The sequence below is a fragment of the Burkholderia guangdongensis genome (assembly GCF_013403875.1).
Classification (GTDB): Bacteria; Pseudomonadota; Gammaproteobacteria; order Burkholderiales; family Burkholderiaceae; genus Burkholderia; species Burkholderia guangdongensis.
Genome location: NZ_JACBNX010000001.1, coordinates 381,376 through 398,781 on the forward strand (window position 1 = coordinate 381,376; position 17,406 = coordinate 398,781).

Below are 17,406 nucleotides of genomic sequence, written 5' to 3' on the forward strand. Positions count from 1 at the left end.
GATGGACCGGCGGCCCGCGCGGCGGCCGGGAGAAGGAGAGAGCATGAAATTTTCGAAGCTGGTCGAGCGCCTGCACGGCAAGCGCACGTCGGCCTGGGACATCCATTACGCCGCACAGCGCGCGGCGGCGGCGGGCGAGCCGGTGATCATTCTGAGCGTCGGCGATCCGGATTTCGCGACGCCCGGCGTGATCGTCGAGCGCGCGGTCGACGCGTTGCGTGGCGGCGATACGCATTACAGCGAAGTACGTGGTCGCGCGGAACTGCGCGCGGCGATCGCGCGCGAGCATGCGCGCGCGACCGGCCAGGCGGTCGGCGCCGAGCACGTGGTCGTCACGGCGGGCGCGCAGAACGCGCTGTTCGCGATGTCGCTGTGCCTGTGCGAGGCGGGCGACGAGGTGATCGTGCCGGAGCCGATGTATCTGACCTACGAGGCGAGCGTGCGCGCATCCGGCGCGACGCTGGTGCCGGTGCCCGTCGACGCGTCGCGCGGCTTTCATCTCGATTGCGATGCGCTCGAAGCGGCGGTCACGCCGCGGACGAAGGCGATTTTCTTCGCGACGCCGTGCAATCCGACCGGCGTCGTGATGCCGCGCGACGACCTGATGCGAATCGCGCGACTCGCGTGCGAGCACGATCTGTGGGTCGTGTCCGACGAAGTGTACGCGGAGCTGACGTTCGAGCGCGAGATGGTCAGCATCGCGTCGCTGCCGGGGATGGCCGAGCGCACGGTGACGATCGGCAGCCTGTCGAAATCGCACGCGATGCCGGGCTGGCGGGTCGGCTGGGCGATCGGCCCGGTCGAGCTCGCCGAGCACGCGGAACGCCTCGCGCTGTGCATGCTGTACGGGCAGCCGGGCTTCATCCAGCAGGCGGCGCTCGTCGCGCTGGACAACCGCGCGGCGATCGTCGCCGACATGCGCGAGCTGTATCGCCGCCGGCGCGATCTCGTCTACGGCCGGCTCGCGAACACGCCGGGGTTGCGCTGCCTGCTGCCGGAAGCGGGCATGTTCATGATGATCGACGTGCGCGGCACCGGGCTCGACGCGCACGAATTCACGTGGCAGCTGTTCCGGGCGCAGAAGGTGTCGCTGCTCGATGCGAGCGCGTTTGGCGAGACCGCGTCCGGCTTCGTGCGGTTCGGCTTCGTCGTCGACGAAACGAAGCTGGCCGATGCGTGCGACCGGATCAAGACCTTCGTCGCGAGCTTAGGGGGTCTTCAGGCCGCGTGAGCGGCGCGGTTGCGCGGCATCACGCGGTGCCGCGGCCGGCGGTGATTCGTCGCCCCGGCCGAGCCGCGCCGCGAGCCGCTCCTCGACGAACGCGATGAACGCGCGGCACGTCGCCTGGCTCTGCCGGTGCTGTGGATAGACCGCGTTCAGCGGCAGCGGTGGCGGCGCGTAAGCGTCGAGGATCGGCGCGAGCGCGCCGCTGCGCAGCGCCGCCTCGACGATGAACTCCGGCAGCAACGCGATGCCGAGACCCGCGACGGCGGCATCGCGCACCGCGTCGCCGTTGTTCGCGACGAGCGGCCCGCTCACGTCGAACGTGCGGTGTGCGCCGTCGATCTGGAATTCCCAGCCCGCGCGGCCTTCCTGGCCGTAGAGCAGGCACGCGTGCCGATGCAGATCGGCGGGCGTCGCCGGCGCGCCATGCGCGCTCAGGTACGCGGGGCTCGCACACGCGATCATCCGCAGCCCGCCGATCCGGCGCGCGATCAGCGTCGAATCGGGCAGCGGGCCGATCCGCAGCGCGACGTCGTAGCCTTCGCCGATCAGGTCGACGTGGCGGTCGCTGAGTTCGAGATTCAGCCGCACGGCCGGATGCTCGGCGAGGAACGCGGCGATCAGCGGCGACACGTGGCTCACGCCGAACGACATCGGCGCCGACACCTTCAGCGTGCCGCGCAGCGCGGTGCGGCTCTCCGACATCGCCTGCTCGGCGTCCTCGATTTCCGCGAGGATGCGCAGCGCGCGCACATGGAATTCGTGGCCGAGCTCGGTTATCGCGAGCTTGCGGGTGTTGCGCACGAGCAGCCGCACGCCGAGCGACGCCTCGAGCGCCATGATGCGGCGGCTGACGAACTGTTTCGACAGCAGCAGCTTGTCCGCGGCGGCGGTCAGGCTGCCGGTCTCGACGGTGGCGACGAAGATCCGGATGTCGTCGAATTGCATCGGCAGGTTCGGCCCGTGATGCCGGGCCCGAGTGGCGAAAGCCGTATTATCGGCAATTCGGGCCGCCGGCGGCGAACCGGCGGCCGTGCGCGCGGGGCGAGGGCGTCAGGCTCGCTCCAGCACCGCCATCTCGCGGACGATCACGAGCAGCACCGACAGGCTCGCGCCGCCGGTCGCGCGCAGATCGGCGAGTATCCGCGCGTAGCGGTCGAGCGGGGCCGTGCAGCGGCCGGCCCATGCATCGACGATCGCCTCCGGCGTGGTCGAGTCGGGGGCCTGGGTGAGCGCGCTCGTCGTCAGCGCGCGCTTTACGCGCGCGAGTTCGGTGAGCGCCGCGGCGCGCGCGACCATGTCCCAGTGCGTCGGCGTCGGCAGCGCCGCCGCGCGCTCGCCGATCCAGCCGTAATTGAGCCGCGTGCCGAGCGCGAAGTAGACGCCCGCGACGACTTCCAGGCTGCGGTTGCAGGTGGCCGCCACTTCGGCGATGTCGAGCAGCGCGGCCGACAGGTCGCCGCTCGCGACCCGCACCGCGAGCCCGCTGTCGACGCCCGCTTCGACGAGCGCGCGCTGCCGCTCGGCGAGCGCGTCGAGATCCGCGGTGGGCAGCAATGCCGGCAGTTGCGGCGCGACGCGTTGCGCCGCGTCGCGGCAGCGTGCGATCAGGTCGCCGGCGCTGCCGGCCGCACCGGCTTGCAGATGCCGCAGGAACCACAGCGCCGCGCTTTCGAGCAGCCGCGCGACGTCGACGAACATCCGCGCCTGCACGTCGTCGGCGACGCGGTTGTCGAGCGCATCGAGGTCGCGCCACAGGTCGTTCAGGTCGAACACGTCGCGCGCCATGATGCACGCGCGCACGATGTCGCCGGGCTGCGCGTCGGTCTCCTCCATCAGCCGGTGCACGAACGCGCAGCCGACCCGGTTCACGAGCGCATTCGTCAGATGCGTCGCGAGGATTTCGCGGCGCAGCGGATGGCGGCGCATCGGCTCGCTGAAGCGCTTCTGCAGCGGTTTCGGGAAATAGTCGATCAGCATGTCGGCGACGAGCGGATCCTCGGGCACGTCGGATTCGAGCAACGCGTCGTACAGCCACATCTTGCCGTACGCGAGCAGCACCGCGCGCTCCGGCGCCGTGAAGCCGAGCTTCGCGGCGTGGCGCTCGGCGATCTCGTCGTCGGTCGGCAGGAACTCGATCGCGCGGTTCAGGCGCCCCGCGCGTTCGAGCGCGCGCATCATCCGCGCTTCGGCGTCGAGCATCTCCACGCCGAAGCGGCCCGCGATCGACAGCGCCTGCGTCTGATAGTAGTTGTCGCGCAGCACGAGCAGCCCGACCTCGTCGGTCATTTCCGCGAGCAGCGCGTTGCGCTGCTTGTCCGTCATCTCGCCGTCCGCGACGACGAGCCCGAGCAGGATCTTGATGTTGACTTCGTGATCCGAACAATCGACGCCGGCGGAGTTGTCGATCGCGTCGGTGTTGATGCGCCCGCCGCGCCGCGCGAACTCGATGCGCCCGAACTGCGTGAAGCCCAGATTGCCGCCTTCGCCGATCACCTTGCAGCGCAGATCCGAGCCGTTCACGCGGACCGCGTCGTTGGTGCGGTCGCCGACCTGCGCGTTCGTTTCGTGCGTCGCCTTCACATAGGTGCCGATGCCGCCGTTGTACAGCAGGTCGACCGGCGCCTGCAGGATCGCGCGGATCAGCTCGTTCGGCGCGAGCGACGCCGCGTCGATGCCGAGCGCGGCCTGGATTGCGGGCGACAGCGCGATCGTCTTCGCGGTGCGCGGATAAACGCCGCCGCCGGCCGAGATCAGCGCCTGATCGTAATCGGCCCAGCTCGAGCGCTCGAGCGCGAACAGCCGCGTGCGCTCGGCGAAGCTCGTGGCCGGATCGGGGTTCGGGTCGAGAAAGACGTGCCGGTGATCGAACGCCGCGACGAGCCGGATATGCGGCGACAGCAGCATCCCGTTGCCGAACACGTCGCCGGACATGTCGCCGACGCCGACCACCGTGAAGTCCGTCGCCTGCGTGTCGACGCCCATCTCGCGGAAATGCCGCTTCACCGATTCCCACGCGCCGCGCGCGGTGATCGCCATCTTCTTGTGGTCGTAGCCGACCGAGCCGCCCGACGCGAACGCGTCGTCGAGCCAGAAGCCATACTCGTGCGAGATCGCGTTCGCATAGTCGGAGAACGTCGCGGTGCCCTTGTCGGCGGCGACGACCAGATACGGATCGTCCGCATCGTGCCGCACGACGTCGGGCGGCGGCACGATCGCGCCGCTCGCGAGGTTGTCGGTCAGGTCGAGCAGCCCGCGCAGGAACGTCTGGTAGCACGCGATGCCTTCACGCATCCATGCTTCGCGATCGGTTGGCGACGGCGGATTCTTCACGACGAAGCCGCCTTTCGAGCCGACCGGCACGATCACGACGTTCTTCACCATCTGCGCCTTCATCAGGCCGAGCACTTCGGTGCGGAAATCCTCGCGGCGGTCGGACCAGCGCAGGCCGCCGCGCGCGACGCGGCCGCCGCGCAGGTGCACGCCTTCGACGCGCGGCGAATACACCCAGATCTCGAACATCGGCTTCGGCTCGGGCAGGCCGGGCACTTTCGCAGGATTGAACTTGAACGACAGGTACGGCTTCGGCATGCCGTCCGGATCGTGCCGGTAGTAGTTCGTGCGCTCGGTCGCATTGATCACGCCGAGGAACTGGCGCAGGATCCGGTCCTCGTCGAGATTCGGCACCTGGTCGAGCGCGCTTTCGATTGCGTTGAGCTGGCGTTGCGCGTGTGCGTCGCGCGCATCGCCCACTTGCGGATCGAAGCGCATCACGAACAATTCGACCAGCTGCCGCGCGATCGCCGGGTTGCCGGTCAGCGCGCGTTCGATGTACGCGTCGCTGAACGTCGAGCCGACCTGCCGCAGATATTTCGCGTACGCGCGCAGGATCGCGACCTCGCGCGCGCTCAGATGCGCGCGCAGCACGAGCCGGTTGTATCCGTCGTTCTCGATGCGCGCGCTCCAGGCCCGGTCGAACGCGTCTTCGAACAGATCCTTCACGCGCTCGATGTCGAATTCGGCGTCGTCCGCGAGCTCGAGGCCGAAGTCGTGCACCCATGCGGGCGCCGCGTCGGGTGCCTGAATCTTGTATGAGCGCTCCTCGTCGACGCGCACGCCGAGATGCTCGAGCATCGGCAGGCTGCGCGACAGCGCGATCGGCTCGCCCGCGCGATAGACCTTGAAGCGGAACGCGCGCGGCCCCGCCTCGATCGGCCGGTACAGGTTCATCGCCAGATTCGGCGTGCCCTGCACGCGCTCGATCAGCTCGACGTCGCGCACCGCGGTGCGCGCCGGATAGTCGTCGCGATAGCCGGCGGGGAACGAATCCGCGTAGCGCTGCAGCAGGCGATTGCCTTGCTCCTCGCCGAACGCGTCGAGCAGCGCGTCGGACAGGTCGTCCTGCCAGCGGCGCGTGACCTGGATCAGCCGCGTTTCAAGCTCGCGCGTGTCGACGTCGGGCATCGTGCCCGGATCCGCATGGACCACGAAATGAATCCGCGCGATCGCCGATTCGGACAGCTGCGGCGTGAACTCGACGTTGACACCGTTGAACGCGTCGACGAGCAGGTGCGCGATGCGCCGGCGCAGGTCGGTGTTGTACTTGTCGCGCGGCACGAACACGAGGCACGACACGAAGCGGTCGAAGCGGTCGCGCCGCACGAACAGGCGCGTGCGCTGATGCTCCTGCAGGCGCAGCACGCCGAGCGCGATGTCGTACAGCTCGTCCTCGGTCGCCTGGAACAGCTCGTCGCGCGGATAGGTTTCGAGCACCGTCACGAGCGTTTTGCCGAGATGCCCCTTCGGCAGGAAGCCCGCGCGCCGGACGATGTTCGCGCATTTGCGGCGCACGATCGGGATTTCCGACGCGGACACCATGTACGCGGTCGACGTATAGAGCCCGATGAAGCGCCGCTCGCCGTTCACCTTGCCGTCGGGGCCGACGAGCTTCACGCCGACGTAGTCGAGATAGCCGGGGCGGTGCACGGTCGCGCGCGAGTTCGCCTTGGTCAGGAAGATCGGCAATGCGCCGTGGATGATCGCGGCGGCGGCGGGCGGCAGCGGCGTCAGGTCCGGCGTGCCGGGCGCGCGCAGCGTTTCGCGCAGCAGGCCGAGCCCCGAGCCCTCGATGCCGCGCAGCGCGAAGCCGCCATCGTGCTCGACGAGCGCGTAGTCGCGGTGGCCGAGGAACGTGAAGTGGTCGGCGGCCATCCATTCGAGGAATGCACGGGCCTCGACGCCTTCGGCGCTCGTCTCGCGCGCCTTCATGTCGCCGATCGTCGCGCGCGCGATCTCGACGATCTTCGGCCAGTCCTCGACCGACGAGCGCACGTCGCCGAGCACGCGCGCGATGTCGCCGCGCAGCGCGTCGAGCTTCGCTGCGTCGCCGCATCGATCGACTTCGAAATGGATGAACGACGTGAGTTGCGACTGCCCGTCGTCGTCGACGCCGCCGACGCCCACGCGCGCGATGCCGCCTTCCTTCGCGCGCCAGATGCGGAACACCGGGTGCAGCGCCGAGTGCAGCGCGAGCCCGAGCCGGTTGACGGCCATCGACACCGAATCGACGAGGAACGGCATGTCGTCGTTGACGATCTCGATGACCGTGTGATCCGAATGCCAGCCGTGCTGCTCGAGGATCGGGTTGTACACGCGCAGCCGCTCGCTGCCCGGCACGAACCGCTGCGCGGTCTGCCAGTGCGCCATCGCGGCGCCGTACAGATCGGCGATCCCGCGGCTTTGCAGATCGTCGGCATCGGCGAAATCGTAGTAATGCCGGAGAAAGGGTTCGACGATTTCGAACGCGGCTTCGGGCAGACGCCCGCGCGCGAACTCGACGACATCGGAGAGCAGGTGAGCGACGACTTCTTCGTTCTTCGCTTGCATGACGTCCTCCTGAACGGGGCGACCCTTGGTCGCCGGGTCAGTCGCACATTATGCGCCGGATGCGTGAAACGCCATTGTGCGGGTGCACATCGGCGCTGCGCGGGTTGATCGAGCGGTGGTATCGTTCGACCGAAACAGCACGGCCGTTCCGACGATCGAAACGGCCCGAATATCGATCTGAAGAAGGATTCGCCACATGAACCCTGTTGCCGGGCAACCCGGTTCCCGCATTCCCATCCAACGCGCCGACTTCGGTCGCGTGTCGGTTCTTTTCGGCGAGAAGAGCGGGAAATATCCCGACGGAAATCAGGTGCTCATCCGCGGCTCGGACACGCGCGCGTCGTTCGACACGCCGGTCGTTTCGAACCATATCGGCCCCGAATTCGACGATACGGAGCTGGTGGTGATGGGCCACATCCACGAAGACCACATGGCCGGCCTGCATCGCGTTCCGCACGCATCGGTGTACGTGCACGAAGGCGATTTGCCGGCGGCACGCAGTTGGGACGGGATGAGCGCCGCTTACGGCGGCGCCCAGTCGGGCTCCGCGAAGATGCTGGCGAAACTCCAGCGCGAATTCTTCTACGCGCCGCGCCCGGACGCACTCGGCTACGTCGACGGCGCAACGTGGGATCTCGGCGACACGCGGATTCGCGCGTTCCACATGCCCGGCCACACGGCGGGCCACTGCGTGCTGGTGGTCGAGCCGGAGGGCCTGGCCTTCATCGGCGACATCGATCTGACCGGTTTCGGACCCTACTATGGCGACGCCAGTTCGAACCTGCACGACTTTCGGCGCAGCCTGGCGCGACTGCCGGATATTCCGGCGAAGGTGTGGGTCACGTCTCACCACCGGGGCATCTACACCGATCGGGCGCACTTCCTGCGCGATCTCGCCGCGTATACCGCCAAGCTCGACGAACGCGAGCAGCGCCTGCTGGGATGGCTCGCGGAATCGCCGAAGACCCTCGGGCAACTGGTCGAACGCCGACTGCTGTATCCGCCGGGCTACGAGGCGTTGTGGGTGGTAGATGCCGAGACCCGCACGATCTCGCAGCATCTGGCCGAACTCGTCGCCGACGGGCGGGTGCAGGTCGACGAGCAGGGTGTCTACCGGCTCGGATGAGCGAAGCCGTTCTCATCGGGGTGTTTGTCCACTTATTTGAGACAGTCATTATCTCCTTGTGTATTTTTCATTCATCCAGGTTGACGTAAGCTGTCTACATCGATGAACGAGATGCGCGTCCCGCGCATCCGTCAGCCAAGGAGAACATGATGATCGAAGTCCGAGCAGCAAATGACCGCGGCCACGCCGAGCACGGCTGGCTCAGTTCCCGTCATACGTTTTCGTTCGCGAACTACTACGATCCGCGTCAAGTCGGCTTTTCGGACCTGCTGGTGATCAACGACGACCGCGTCGCGCCCGGCCGCGGCTTCGGCACGCATCCGCACCGCGACATGGAGATCCTGTCGTACGTGCTCGAAGGCGCGCTCGAGCACAAGGATTCGATGGGCACCGGCTCGGTGATCGTGCCCGGCGACGTGCAACTGATGAGCGCCGGCACCGGCGTCGCGCACAGCGAGTTCAACCATTCGCGCGCGGAGCCCGTGCATTTTCTGCAGATCTGGATCGGGCCGGCGGAGAAGGGCGCGCAGCCGCGCTATCAGCAGCAAAACATCCCGAGCGCGGACAAGCGCGGCACGTTCCGCTTGGTCGTGTCGCCGGACGGCGCTGACGGCTCGCTCGCGATCCGGCAGGACACGCGGATTTACGCGGGCCTGCTCGACGGCGACGCCAGCGCCAGCGTCGAGCTGCCGGCGAACCGCTTTGCGTATGTGCACGTCGCACGCGGCAGCGTGACCGTGAACGGCGTGACGCTGGGCGAGGGCGACGGTGCGCGGATCCGTGACGAGCGGGCGCTGACGTTCTCGAACGGCCACGATGCGGAGGTGCTGGTGTTCGACCTGCGGCCGATCGAGGTCACGGCGGAATGGGCGTGATGGCCTGAGCCGAGCGTGGCGGCACATGCGCCGCATCCGGGCATCGAGGTTTGCCCGGATGCGGCGTTGTGCTATATGAAGGGGCTGGAGACACTGGCGCGCTGTCCGGCGATCCGCGATGATGCGGCGCCGCGCGCGCCTTTCTGGAGGAGCCTCATGGAATCGACGGAAGCCATCCTGCTGCGCGACGATCGCGACGGCGTCGTCACGCTGCGCCTGAACCGGCCCCAGCAGTTCAACGCGCTATCGGACGCACTGCTCGACCACCTGGAGCACGCGTTCGCGTCGCTCGCGGCCGATGCGCGCGTGCGATGCGTCGTGCTCGCCGGCGAGGGCAAGGCATTCTGCGCGGGGCACGATCTGCGCGAGATGCGCGGCAAGCCCGACCTCGACTACTACCGTGCGCTGTTCACGCAATGCGCGCGCGTGATGCAGGCGATCCGCGCGCTGCCGGTGCCGGTGATCGCGCGCGTGCACGGGATCGCGACGGCCGCGGGCTGCCAGCTCGTCGCCGCGTGCGATCTCGCGATCGCGGCCGACACTGCGCGCTTCGCGGTGTCGGGGATCAACGTCGGGCTGTTCTGCGCGACGCCGGCGGTGCCGCTGAGCCGCAATGTTTCCGCGAAGCGCGCGTTCGACATGCTCGTGACCGGGCGCTTCGTCGATGCGGCGACCGCCGTCGACTGGGGGCTCGTGAACGAAGCGGTGCCGGAGGACGCGCTCGACGTGGCGATCGCGCGCAAGGTCGCGGAGATCGTCGCGAAGAGCCCGGTCGCGGTGCGCTACGGCAAGGCGATGTTCCACCGGCAGCGCGAGATGACGCTCGAGGACGCGTATGCGTACGCGAGCGACGTGATGGCGCGGAACATGATGGAGGACGACGTCCGCGAAGGGATCGACGCGTTCCTCGAGAAGCGGCCGGCGCGCTGGCGGACGTGATGCCGTGATGCCGTGATGCGCCGCCGGTGCCGGTACTGCCGCCGCGCCGCGTCGCGTCAGCGTCCGTAGCTGCCGGTGCGCAGCGGCGCGGGCCGCGCGTTCGCCGCTTCCGGCGGCACGATCTCGACCGGCACGCGGCGCGCGAGCGCGCACATCAGCTCGTAGCCGATCGTGCCGGCGGCCTCGGCGACGTCGTCGACGCGCACCTGATCCCCCCACAGCTCGACGCTCGAGCCGATGCCCGCGTTCGGGCACGGCGTCAGGTCGACGGTCAGCATGTCCATCGACACGCGGCCGACCACGCGCGTGCGCACGCCGTCGACGGCGATCGGCGTGCCGGTCGGCGCATGGCGCGGATAGCCGTCCGCGTAGCCACACGCGACGACGCCGATCCGCATCTTCCGGTCGACCGTGAACTTGCGGCCGTAGCCGACCGTTTCCTCCGGCGTCAGCGTCTGCACGCCGATGATCCGGCTCGTCAGCGTCATCGCCGCGCGCAGCCGCACGTCGGCGATGTGCCGCGACGCGCCCGTCGGCGATGCGCCGTACAGGATCGTGCCGGGACGCACCCAGTCGCGGTGCGCGTTCGGATGCCACAGCACGCCGGCCGAGTTCGACAGCGTGCGCTCGCCCGGAATGCCGTCGGTCGCCGCGTCGAAGCGGTCGAGCTGCCAGTCGATCTCGCCTTCGTCGGCGTTCGCGAAGTGCGTCATCAGCGTGATCTTGCCGATCGACGGCGCGCTCGCCGCGCGTTCCCACGCGGCGCGGAACGCGTCGGGCCGGAACCCGAGCCGGTTCATGCCGGAATTCATCTTGAGCTGGATGTCGATCGGCCGGCGCGGCTTCGCGGCGATCAGCAGGTCGAGCTGCGCGTCGCAGTGCACGGCGACCGTCAGCCGATGGCGCTCGACGAGCGCGACGTCGGCCGGCTCGAACACACCTTCGAGCAACAGTACCGGCTTGTCCCAGCCGAGCTCGCGCACGCGTACCGCTTCGTCGAGGTCGAGCAGCGCGATGCCGTCGGCGCTTGCGAGGCCGGGAAAGATCCGCTCGATCCCGTGCCCGTAGGCGTTGGCTTTCACGACCGCCCACACGCGCGAGCGCGCGGCTTTTTCGCGGACGATTTCGAGGTTGTGATGGACGGCGTCGGGGCGGATGTGAGCGACGATGGGACGGGGCATGGCGTTCGTGTCGTGAGTCGTTCTCGAAAGAGGAAGAGCACGGCGCGCGGCGGCGCCGAGCCAGTGTCGAACGCTATGTTATTGGCGATGAGCCAGTTTTAATTAATGTATTTATCTCGGATTTGGTGAAAATTCCCGTGGGGCGCGATGCTGCCCACGATGGCTTCGCGCGGCTTGCCGCCGAGCATCCCGTCTAAAAACCGGAGGCATCGATCGCGCCCGCCGATGCTATCCTCTCGTCGATCTTGCCATTGAATAATGTAATCGATAGAGAGGAGACTTGGATGACCACGTCGCAACTGTGCCTGCTGATCGTCGCGCTGCTGCCGTTCCCGATGACGTTTCTCGCGAAGGCGAAGAAGGGCTATGACAACCACACGCCGCGCGAGTATCTCGCGAAGCTCGAAGGCTGGCGCGCACGGGCGCAGGCCGTGCACCAGAACGCATGGGAAGCGCTCGCGCTGTTCACCGCCGGGCTCGTCGCCGCGTGGCACGCGGGCGCGAACGTGCATCGCGTCGACCAGCTCGCGATCGTGTTCGTCGTGAGCCGCATTGTCTATGCGCTGATGTATCTGCTGAACTGGGCGACGCTGCGTTCGCTCGTCTGGGCCGTGGGGATGGCCTGCGTCGTCGCGTTGTTCTTCACCGGCGCGTAAGCATGTCGTCGGCGGCGAGGTGGAAAACCCGGCATGCCGGAATAATCGCCGCCGACTTTCCCAATATCGCCGTGTTGGAATGGACCGATAAAAATAAAAGCGCACTAAAATAAAATTAAAAATATTGCGTAATCCGGAAGATTGATTGAAAGTTGGCAAAACATGCAATTCGCCGCGTGATCGAATTTCCGTCGAAGACCACAACAGAAGGCGCGCTGCGGGCACCGGAAGATGCGCGAGGGGCGCAATTAACGGCACTATCGAATAAAACTTTATACCTCGCCAGATAAAAAATAAATAAAACGATTGGCTTTACATCGATTCGGGAATCGTCATCTCTCCGTCATAACCGGTCGCCGATAATCCGGCGCTGAAAATTCATCCAATCGAATACGCGAGCGGTTGACACCGGGTCGCTACGGGGAGCAGTGCACATGACGATTCGTCATCGAATCACGTTGCTGGTCGTGCTGACGTTCGTCGCGTTGTCGGCGATCGGCATCTATGCGGTGTATCAGACCCACAAGAGCGCATTCGACGTCCGGCAGGTCACGCAGGGCATCGTGCCGAGCGCGCTCGCGTCGGCGGATCTCGCGTCGGTCGTGAAGGACGTGCAGATCGCGACGATGACGCTGATCTACGCGCCTGACGCGAACACGGCCGCGCAGGCGCGCGCGCAATTGCAGAGCAGCAAGGCCGCGTTGCGCGCGGCGCTCGACGTGCAGGCGCGTTCCGCCGCGAGCCACGCGCAGTCGGGCCTCGTCGCGCAGGCGAAGGACAGCGTCCAGAACTATTTCACCGCGATCGACGATACCGTGAAAATGAAGGCCGACGGCAAGGACGCGATGGCGCAGGCGTTCCTGTTCGCGGACGTCGCGCAGTACGGCAGCGAGCTCGAAGGCATCGTCGACACGCTGCGCATCGAGAAGAACCGCCAGAAGGACGACGCGATCCGCGCGCTGAACGGGATGCTGTCGACGACGGCGACCGCGATCGCGACGCTCGCGGGCACCGTCGTCGTGCTGCTGACCGCGATCGGCTACGTGCTGTACCGGCAGATCACGCGTCCGCTGAGCCGCATGCAGACGATGATGAGCGAGATCGCGTCGAGCCAGGATTTCACGCGGCGCGTGCCGGTCGGCCGCCTGGACGAGATCGGCCGCTCGATCTTCGCGTTCAACGAGATGATCGCGAAGATCCAGGAAAACGCCGCGCTGCTCAAGCAGAAGACGGCCGACATCCAGGCGATGCTGCAGAACATGCAGCAGGGGATCTTGACTGTCGTCGACGGTGGCGTCGTGCACGCGGAATATTCGGCGTACCTGGAGACGATCTTCGAGACGGACCGGATCGCCGGGCGCAGCCTGGGCGCGCTCGTGTTCGATGACTCGAATCTCGGCGCCGATACGCGCTCGCAGATCGAGACGGCCGTGCACGCATGCGTCGGCGAAGACAGCATGAACTTCGAATTCAACGCGCATCTGCTCGTCAACGAGATCGCGAAGCGCATGCCCGACGGGCGCGAGAAATGGCTCGACCTGAGCTGGTCGGCGATCACCGACGAAACCGGCACGGTCGTGCGGCTGATGCTCTGCGTGCGCGACGTGACCGAGCTGCGCGAGCTGGCCGCGCAGGCGGGCGAGCAGCAGCGCCGGTTGCAGATGATCGGCGAGATCCTGTCCGTCAGCGAGGACAAATTCGATCGGTTCGTCGACAGTGCGAAGGGCTTCCTCAACGAGAACGAGCGGATCATCCGCCAGCATGAGCGCGCGGACAGCAGCGCGGTCGCCGCGCTGTTCCGCAACATGCATACGATCAAGGGCAACGCGCGCACGTACAGCCTGCAGCATCTGACGGACATCGTGCACGAGGCGGAGCAGACGTACGAGCTGCTGCGTCACGCGGATGCGACGCCGGACTGGGATCGCGACGCGCTGATCGCGGATCTGGTGCGCGTGCGCGACGCGATCGACAGCTACGCGACGCTCAATGCGACCGCGCTCGGTCGCGGCGGCGCGGCGGCGCCCCGTGCGGACGCGCAGTATCTGACGATCGACCGCGCGCATATCGACGAGAGCCTGCGCGTGCTCGACGGCATCGATCCGGCCAACGTCGCCGATCTGCGCGCGGCCCGCGACGCGGTGCGCCGCACGCTCGGCCTGCTCGGCACCGAGCGCCTCGGCACGGCGCTCGCGGGCGTGATCGACTCGCTGCCGTCGCTCGCGGCGGAGCTCGGCAAGGAAGCGCCAGCCGTGCGGATCGATGACAACGGCTATCGCGTCCGCACCGAAATCGGCGCGACGCTGAAGGACGTGTTCATGCATCTGCTGCGCAATGCCATCGATCATGGGATCGAGCCAGCCGACGAGCGCCACGCGCTCGGCAAACCGGGCGCAGGCACGATCGACATCGAAGCCGGCGTCGACCGCGGGCTGCTGCAGATCACGATCAGCGACGACGGGCGCGGCCTTGCGCTCGACCGGATTCGCGCGATCGCACGCGAGCGCGGCTGGTTCGGCGTGGATGCGGAACCTGCGCTGTCCGACGATCAGGTTGCCGAACTGATTTTCCGGCCGGGTTTCTCGACCGCGCGCGCGGTGACCGAGGTGTCGGGGCGCGGCGTCGGGATGGACGCGGTGCGCAGCTTCGTCGCGCGCGACGGCGGCAGCATCGCGCTGCGCTTCACCGACGACCGGCGTGGCGCCGCCTATCGTTCGTTCCAGACGATCGTGTCGCTGCCCGACACGTACGCGGTGGACAGCGTCGGATTCGATGCCGGCCGGCGTCGCGAAACGTCGATCGAGGCAGTGGAATGACCATGCAGATGTCGTCGTATGCCGCCGTCGTGCTCGTGGGCGGCGCACTGGGCTTGGGCTGGCTCGTCGCAGCGCTCGTGTATCGCGCGCGCCGCGCGCGTCTCATCGAGCGAATGACGCGCGACGCCAACGCGCTGCGCGAATCGCTCGCGACGCTCGAGGCGCGCGCGGACAATACACAGGCGGCGCACTTCACGGACGCCGCGATCTGGGCGCAGAAGGAAGCGCGGCTCGCCGACGCGCTCGAACGCCAGACGGCGTCGGCCGATGCGCAGCGCGACGCGCTCGCGGCGATCCGGGTGGAGCAGGGCACATGGCAGCAGCACGCCGCGCAGATCATGCAGGAGGCGACGCGCCTTCGCGGTCTCGCCGCGACGTTCGAGCGCTGGCACGAGCAGATGATTTCGCTGACCGCGCAGAACCAGGACATGCGTGCGAAGAATCTCGAGCTGTCCGCGCTCGTCGCGCACGTGTCGATCGTGTCGCTGAACGCGTCGATCGAGGCGGCGCGCGCCGGCGCGGCGGGGAAGGGGTTCTCGATCGTCGCGAGCGAGGTGCGCACGCTCGCCGCGCGCTCGCAGCAACTGTCGAACAGCTATCGCGATAGCCTGAACCGGAACGATCTCGTGACGGCCGCGACGTTTCAGGACATTCAGGCGGGCGGCAAGATGATTGCCGCCGCGCTCGCGACGATCGAGAAGCAGACCGGGCAACTGCATGCGCGATTGCACGGAGCGTCGGCGTGATCAGCGCGCAAGCGAAGGAGAGCTTCGAGCGGATCTTCGTTCACGCGGCACGAATGCGGCTCGCGGTCGACGGCGGCGCGTGCGACATCGTGCCGGTCGGCTTCGACGCGATGGCGCGCCCGCGCGGCGCGCGCATCGCGGTGCTGACGATCTCGTCGCTGCATTTCCGGCTGCTGATCGCGCTGCGGTTCGTCGACGACGACGCGACCCGCGGCTATTTCGTCGGCGCGAACGCGCGGCAGCCGCTGCACGAAGTGTTCATGGAAATCGCGAATCTGTGCTGCGGCGCGATGAACCAGGCGCTGGCCGAGCATTTTCCGGACCTCGGGATGTCGACGCCGTATTTGCTCGACGGCGCGAGCATCGACGCGCTGTCCGCGCTCGAACCCGGCCATCTCGCGGCGTTCGACGTGACGGTCGGCGCGTCGGTGCGCATCGGCGCGACGCTTTGCGTGTGCGCGAACGGGCCGGTCGATTTTCATGTCGATGTTCATGCGCTCGAGCGTGAAAACAGCGCGGTCGCGGAAACGGCCGGCGAGCTCGAATTCTTTTGACCGATGTCGACTGCGAGGAACGACTGGACATGACCGAAGGCAAACCCGTCAGCAAGGTGCTGGTGCTCGACGACAGCCGCGAGCACGCGGACGCGATCAAGCGCTTTTGCGACGAACACAACCTGATCGGGCTCAAGGTGCGCCGCAACCGGCTGCTGCAGGTGCTGCGCTCGAACATCGACCTCGGCGCGATCCTGCTGGCCGAGCAGTATGGCGGATCGGCCGCGGAAAGCGCGATCGTCGCGACGCAGATCGACGCGCTGCGCCCCGAACTGCCGATCATCGTGCGCCGCGACGCGGACCCGTCGGCCGACGGGTTGCCTGACGCGCTGAGCCGCGCCGCGTGCGCGACCTACGTCGCGACCGACCTGACGCCGCTGCGTCGCGTGATCGACGAATACATCTTCAGCATCGACTATCCGAACGCGCTCGTACGCGGCATTTCGGAGATCACCGAGGCGCGGCTCGACAGCCTGTTTCCCGGGATGACGATCGTTCGCGAGACGCCGTGCATCGTCCGCGACCAGATCATCTACGGCGAGGTATTCAGTCTGATCGCGCTCGAGAGCGCGTGGTGCCGCGGGTACATGCTGCTGCAGACGCGCGAGCAGCCGCTGCTCGATCTGATCGCGGGCATGCGGACGCACGACGCGCAGCCCGACTTTCGCGAGCTGAACAGCGTGCTCGGCGAGCTGACGAATCTCGTCTGGGGCGCGTTCAAGAACCGCTATCTCGGCGACGCGGCGGCGCTCGCGCGGCATCCGGTGCAGGTGCCGCTGCTCGTCAACCACAAGCAGAAGACGATCTCGTTCGGCGGCGAATATCCGCAGCTCTGCTTCAAGTACTGGGTGACCGACGACGCATCCGGCAAGTCGTGCTGCATCGATCAGCGGTTCGTGTTCAGCCTGAGCTGGTCGCCGGAGGACTTCCGCGAATCGGTGCAGGACGTCGGGCCGATGGTCGACGCGGGCGAGCTGGAATTTTTTTGAACGACGAAGGAACGGAACATCATGGCGAAAATTCTCGTAGTGGACGATTCGGGCACGGTGCGCGACGAAGTCGCGGGCTTCCTGCGCAACAACGGCCTGGCGGTCGAGACGGCGGTCGACGGCAAGGACGGCCTCGCGAAACTGAAGGCGACGCCGGGCATCCGGCTCGTGATCAGCGACGTCAACATGCCGCACATGGACGGGCTCACGATGGTCGAGAAGATTCGCGGCGAACTCGCGAACACGGCCGTCAACGTCGTGATGCTGACGACGGAAAGCAGCCCGCCGATGAAGGAGCGCGGCAAGGCGGCCGGCGTGAAGGGCTGGATCGTGAAGCCGTTCAAGGGCGATGCGGTGCTCGACGCGCTGAAGCGGCTCGCGGGGTGAGGGGTGAGGGGCGGACGCGCGTCGAC

The 17,406-nt window shown here is 67.5% G+C and carries 13 protein-coding genes; 10 read left to right on the forward strand and 3 right to left on the reverse strand.

What is annotated here, in order from left to right:
* Nucleotides 1-43: 43 nt before the first annotated feature.
* On the forward strand, nt 44-1,231 hold the full coding sequence (locus HZI36_RS01645) for a pyridoxal phosphate-dependent aminotransferase (RefSeq protein ID WP_179400861.1): 1,188 nt from the start codon (nt 44-46) through the stop codon (nt 1,229-1,231).
* Here the strand turns inward: HZI36_RS01645 and HZI36_RS01650 are convergent.
* Nucleotides 1,208-2,173 carry a LysR family transcriptional regulator gene (locus HZI36_RS01650; RefSeq protein WP_179400862.1) on the reverse strand — a complete coding sequence of 322 codons (966 nt, stop codon included), beginning with the start codon at nt 2,171-2,173 and terminating at the stop codon, nt 1,208-1,210. The genes HZI36_RS01645 and HZI36_RS01650 overlap by 24 nt on opposite strands.
* Nucleotides 2,174-2,278: 105 nt before the next feature.
* On the reverse strand, nt 2,279-7,111 hold the full coding sequence (locus tag HZI36_RS01655) for an NAD-glutamate dehydrogenase (RefSeq protein WP_179400863.1): 4,833 nt from the start codon (nt 7,109-7,111) through the stop codon (nt 2,279-2,281).
* Nucleotides 7,112-7,307: 196 nt separating this feature from the next.
* Here HZI36_RS01655 and HZI36_RS01660 point away from each other — a divergent pair, with 196 nt between their 5' ends.
* From HZI36_RS01660 to HZI36_RS01670, 3 genes are all read left to right on the forward strand, one after another.
* Entirely contained in the window at nt 7,308-8,237 is a 930-nt protein-coding gene (locus tag HZI36_RS01660) for an MBL fold metallo-hydrolase (protein ID WP_179400864.1), read from the forward strand.
* Between the two features lie 149 nt (nt 8,238-8,386).
* On the forward strand, nt 8,387-9,112 hold the full coding sequence (locus HZI36_RS01665) for a pirin family protein (protein ID WP_179401046.1): 726 nt from the start codon (nt 8,387-8,389) through the stop codon (nt 9,110-9,112).
* Nucleotides 9,113-9,268: 156 nt separating this feature from the next.
* On the forward strand, nt 9,269-10,051 hold the full coding sequence (locus HZI36_RS01670) for an enoyl-CoA hydratase (RefSeq protein ID WP_179400865.1): 783 nt from the start codon (nt 9,269-9,271) through the stop codon (nt 10,049-10,051).
* 56 nt (nt 10,052-10,107) lie between these two features.
* Here HZI36_RS01670 and alr read toward each other — a convergent pair whose 3' ends face one another.
* Nucleotides 10,108-11,232, reverse strand: coding sequence for an alanine racemase (gene alr / locus HZI36_RS01675; protein WP_179400866.1), 1,125 nt, complete (start codon nt 11,230-11,232; stop codon nt 10,108-10,110).
* Between the two features lie 284 nt (nt 11,233-11,516).
* Between alr and HZI36_RS01680 the strand changes: the two genes are divergently transcribed.
* The 6 genes from HZI36_RS01680 to HZI36_RS01705 all read left to right on the forward strand — a co-directional run bounded on the left by HZI36_RS01680 (nt 11,517) and on the right by HZI36_RS01705 (nt 17,380).
* Nucleotides 11,517-11,888: an MAPEG family protein gene (locus HZI36_RS01680; RefSeq protein WP_179400867.1), complete on the forward strand. Its 372-nt coding sequence runs from the start codon at nt 11,517-11,519 to the stop codon at nt 11,886-11,888.
* 434 nt (nt 11,889-12,322) lie between these two features.
* Nucleotides 12,323-14,704 carry an ATP-binding protein gene (locus tag HZI36_RS01685; RefSeq protein WP_179400868.1) on the forward strand — a complete coding sequence of 794 codons (2,382 nt, stop codon included), beginning with the start codon at nt 12,323-12,325 and terminating at the stop codon, nt 14,702-14,704.
* A gap of 8 nt (nt 14,705-14,712) precedes the next feature.
* Nucleotides 14,713-15,450, forward strand: coding sequence for a methyl-accepting chemotaxis protein (locus HZI36_RS01690; RefSeq protein WP_179401047.1), 738 nt, complete (start codon nt 14,713-14,715; stop codon nt 15,448-15,450).
* Entirely contained in the window at nt 15,447-16,004 is a 558-nt protein-coding gene (locus tag HZI36_RS01695) for a hypothetical protein (RefSeq protein WP_179400869.1), read from the forward strand. Before HZI36_RS01690 ends, HZI36_RS01695 begins: the two co-directional genes overlap by 4 nt.
* A 29-nt stretch (nt 16,005-16,033) precedes the next feature.
* Complete coding sequence (locus HZI36_RS01700) at nt 16,034-16,993, forward strand: chemotaxis protein CheX (protein WP_179400870.1); 960 nt, start codon at nt 16,034-16,036, stop codon at nt 16,991-16,993.
* Nucleotides 16,994-17,014: 21 nt separating this feature from the next.
* Nucleotides 17,015-17,380: a response regulator gene (locus HZI36_RS01705; protein ID WP_179400871.1), complete on the forward strand. Its 366-nt coding sequence runs from the start codon at nt 17,015-17,017 to the stop codon at nt 17,378-17,380.
* Nucleotides 17,381-17,406 lie beyond the last annotated feature (26 nt).

Bases quoted from the DNA above. Each gene is read 5' to 3' on its own strand.
- HZI36_RS01645 (WP_179400861.1), top strand. From the start codon at position 44: ATGAAATTTTCGAAGCTGGTCGAGCGCCTGCACGGCAAGCGCACGTCG.
- HZI36_RS01650 (WP_179400862.1), bottom strand. From the start codon at position 2,173: ATGCAATTCGACGACATCCGGATCTTCGTCGCCACCGTCGAGACCGGC.
- HZI36_RS01655 (WP_179400863.1), bottom strand. From the start codon at position 7,111: ATGCAAGCGAAGAACGAAGAAGTCGTCGCTCACCTGCTCTCCGATGTC.
- HZI36_RS01660 (WP_179400864.1), top strand. From the start codon at position 7,308: ATGAACCCTGTTGCCGGGCAACCCGGTTCCCGCATTCCCATCCAACGC.
- HZI36_RS01665 (WP_179401046.1), top strand. From the start codon at position 8,387: ATGATCGAAGTCCGAGCAGCAAATGACCGCGGCCACGCCGAGCACGGC.
- HZI36_RS01670 (WP_179400865.1), top strand. From the start codon at position 9,269: ATGGAATCGACGGAAGCCATCCTGCTGCGCGACGATCGCGACGGCGTC.
- alr (WP_179400866.1), bottom strand. From the start codon at position 11,232: ATGCCCCGTCCCATCGTCGCTCACATCCGCCCCGACGCCGTCCATCAC.
- HZI36_RS01680 (WP_179400867.1), top strand. From the start codon at position 11,517: ATGACCACGTCGCAACTGTGCCTGCTGATCGTCGCGCTGCTGCCGTTC.
- HZI36_RS01685 (WP_179400868.1), top strand. From the start codon at position 12,323: ATGACGATTCGTCATCGAATCACGTTGCTGGTCGTGCTGACGTTCGTC.
- HZI36_RS01690 (WP_179401047.1), top strand. From the start codon at position 14,713: ATGTCGTCGTATGCCGCCGTCGTGCTCGTGGGCGGCGCACTGGGCTTG.
- HZI36_RS01700 (WP_179400870.1), top strand. From the start codon at position 16,034: ATGACCGAAGGCAAACCCGTCAGCAAGGTGCTGGTGCTCGACGACAGC.
- HZI36_RS01705 (WP_179400871.1), top strand. From the start codon at position 17,015: ATGGCGAAAATTCTCGTAGTGGACGATTCGGGCACGGTGCGCGACGAA.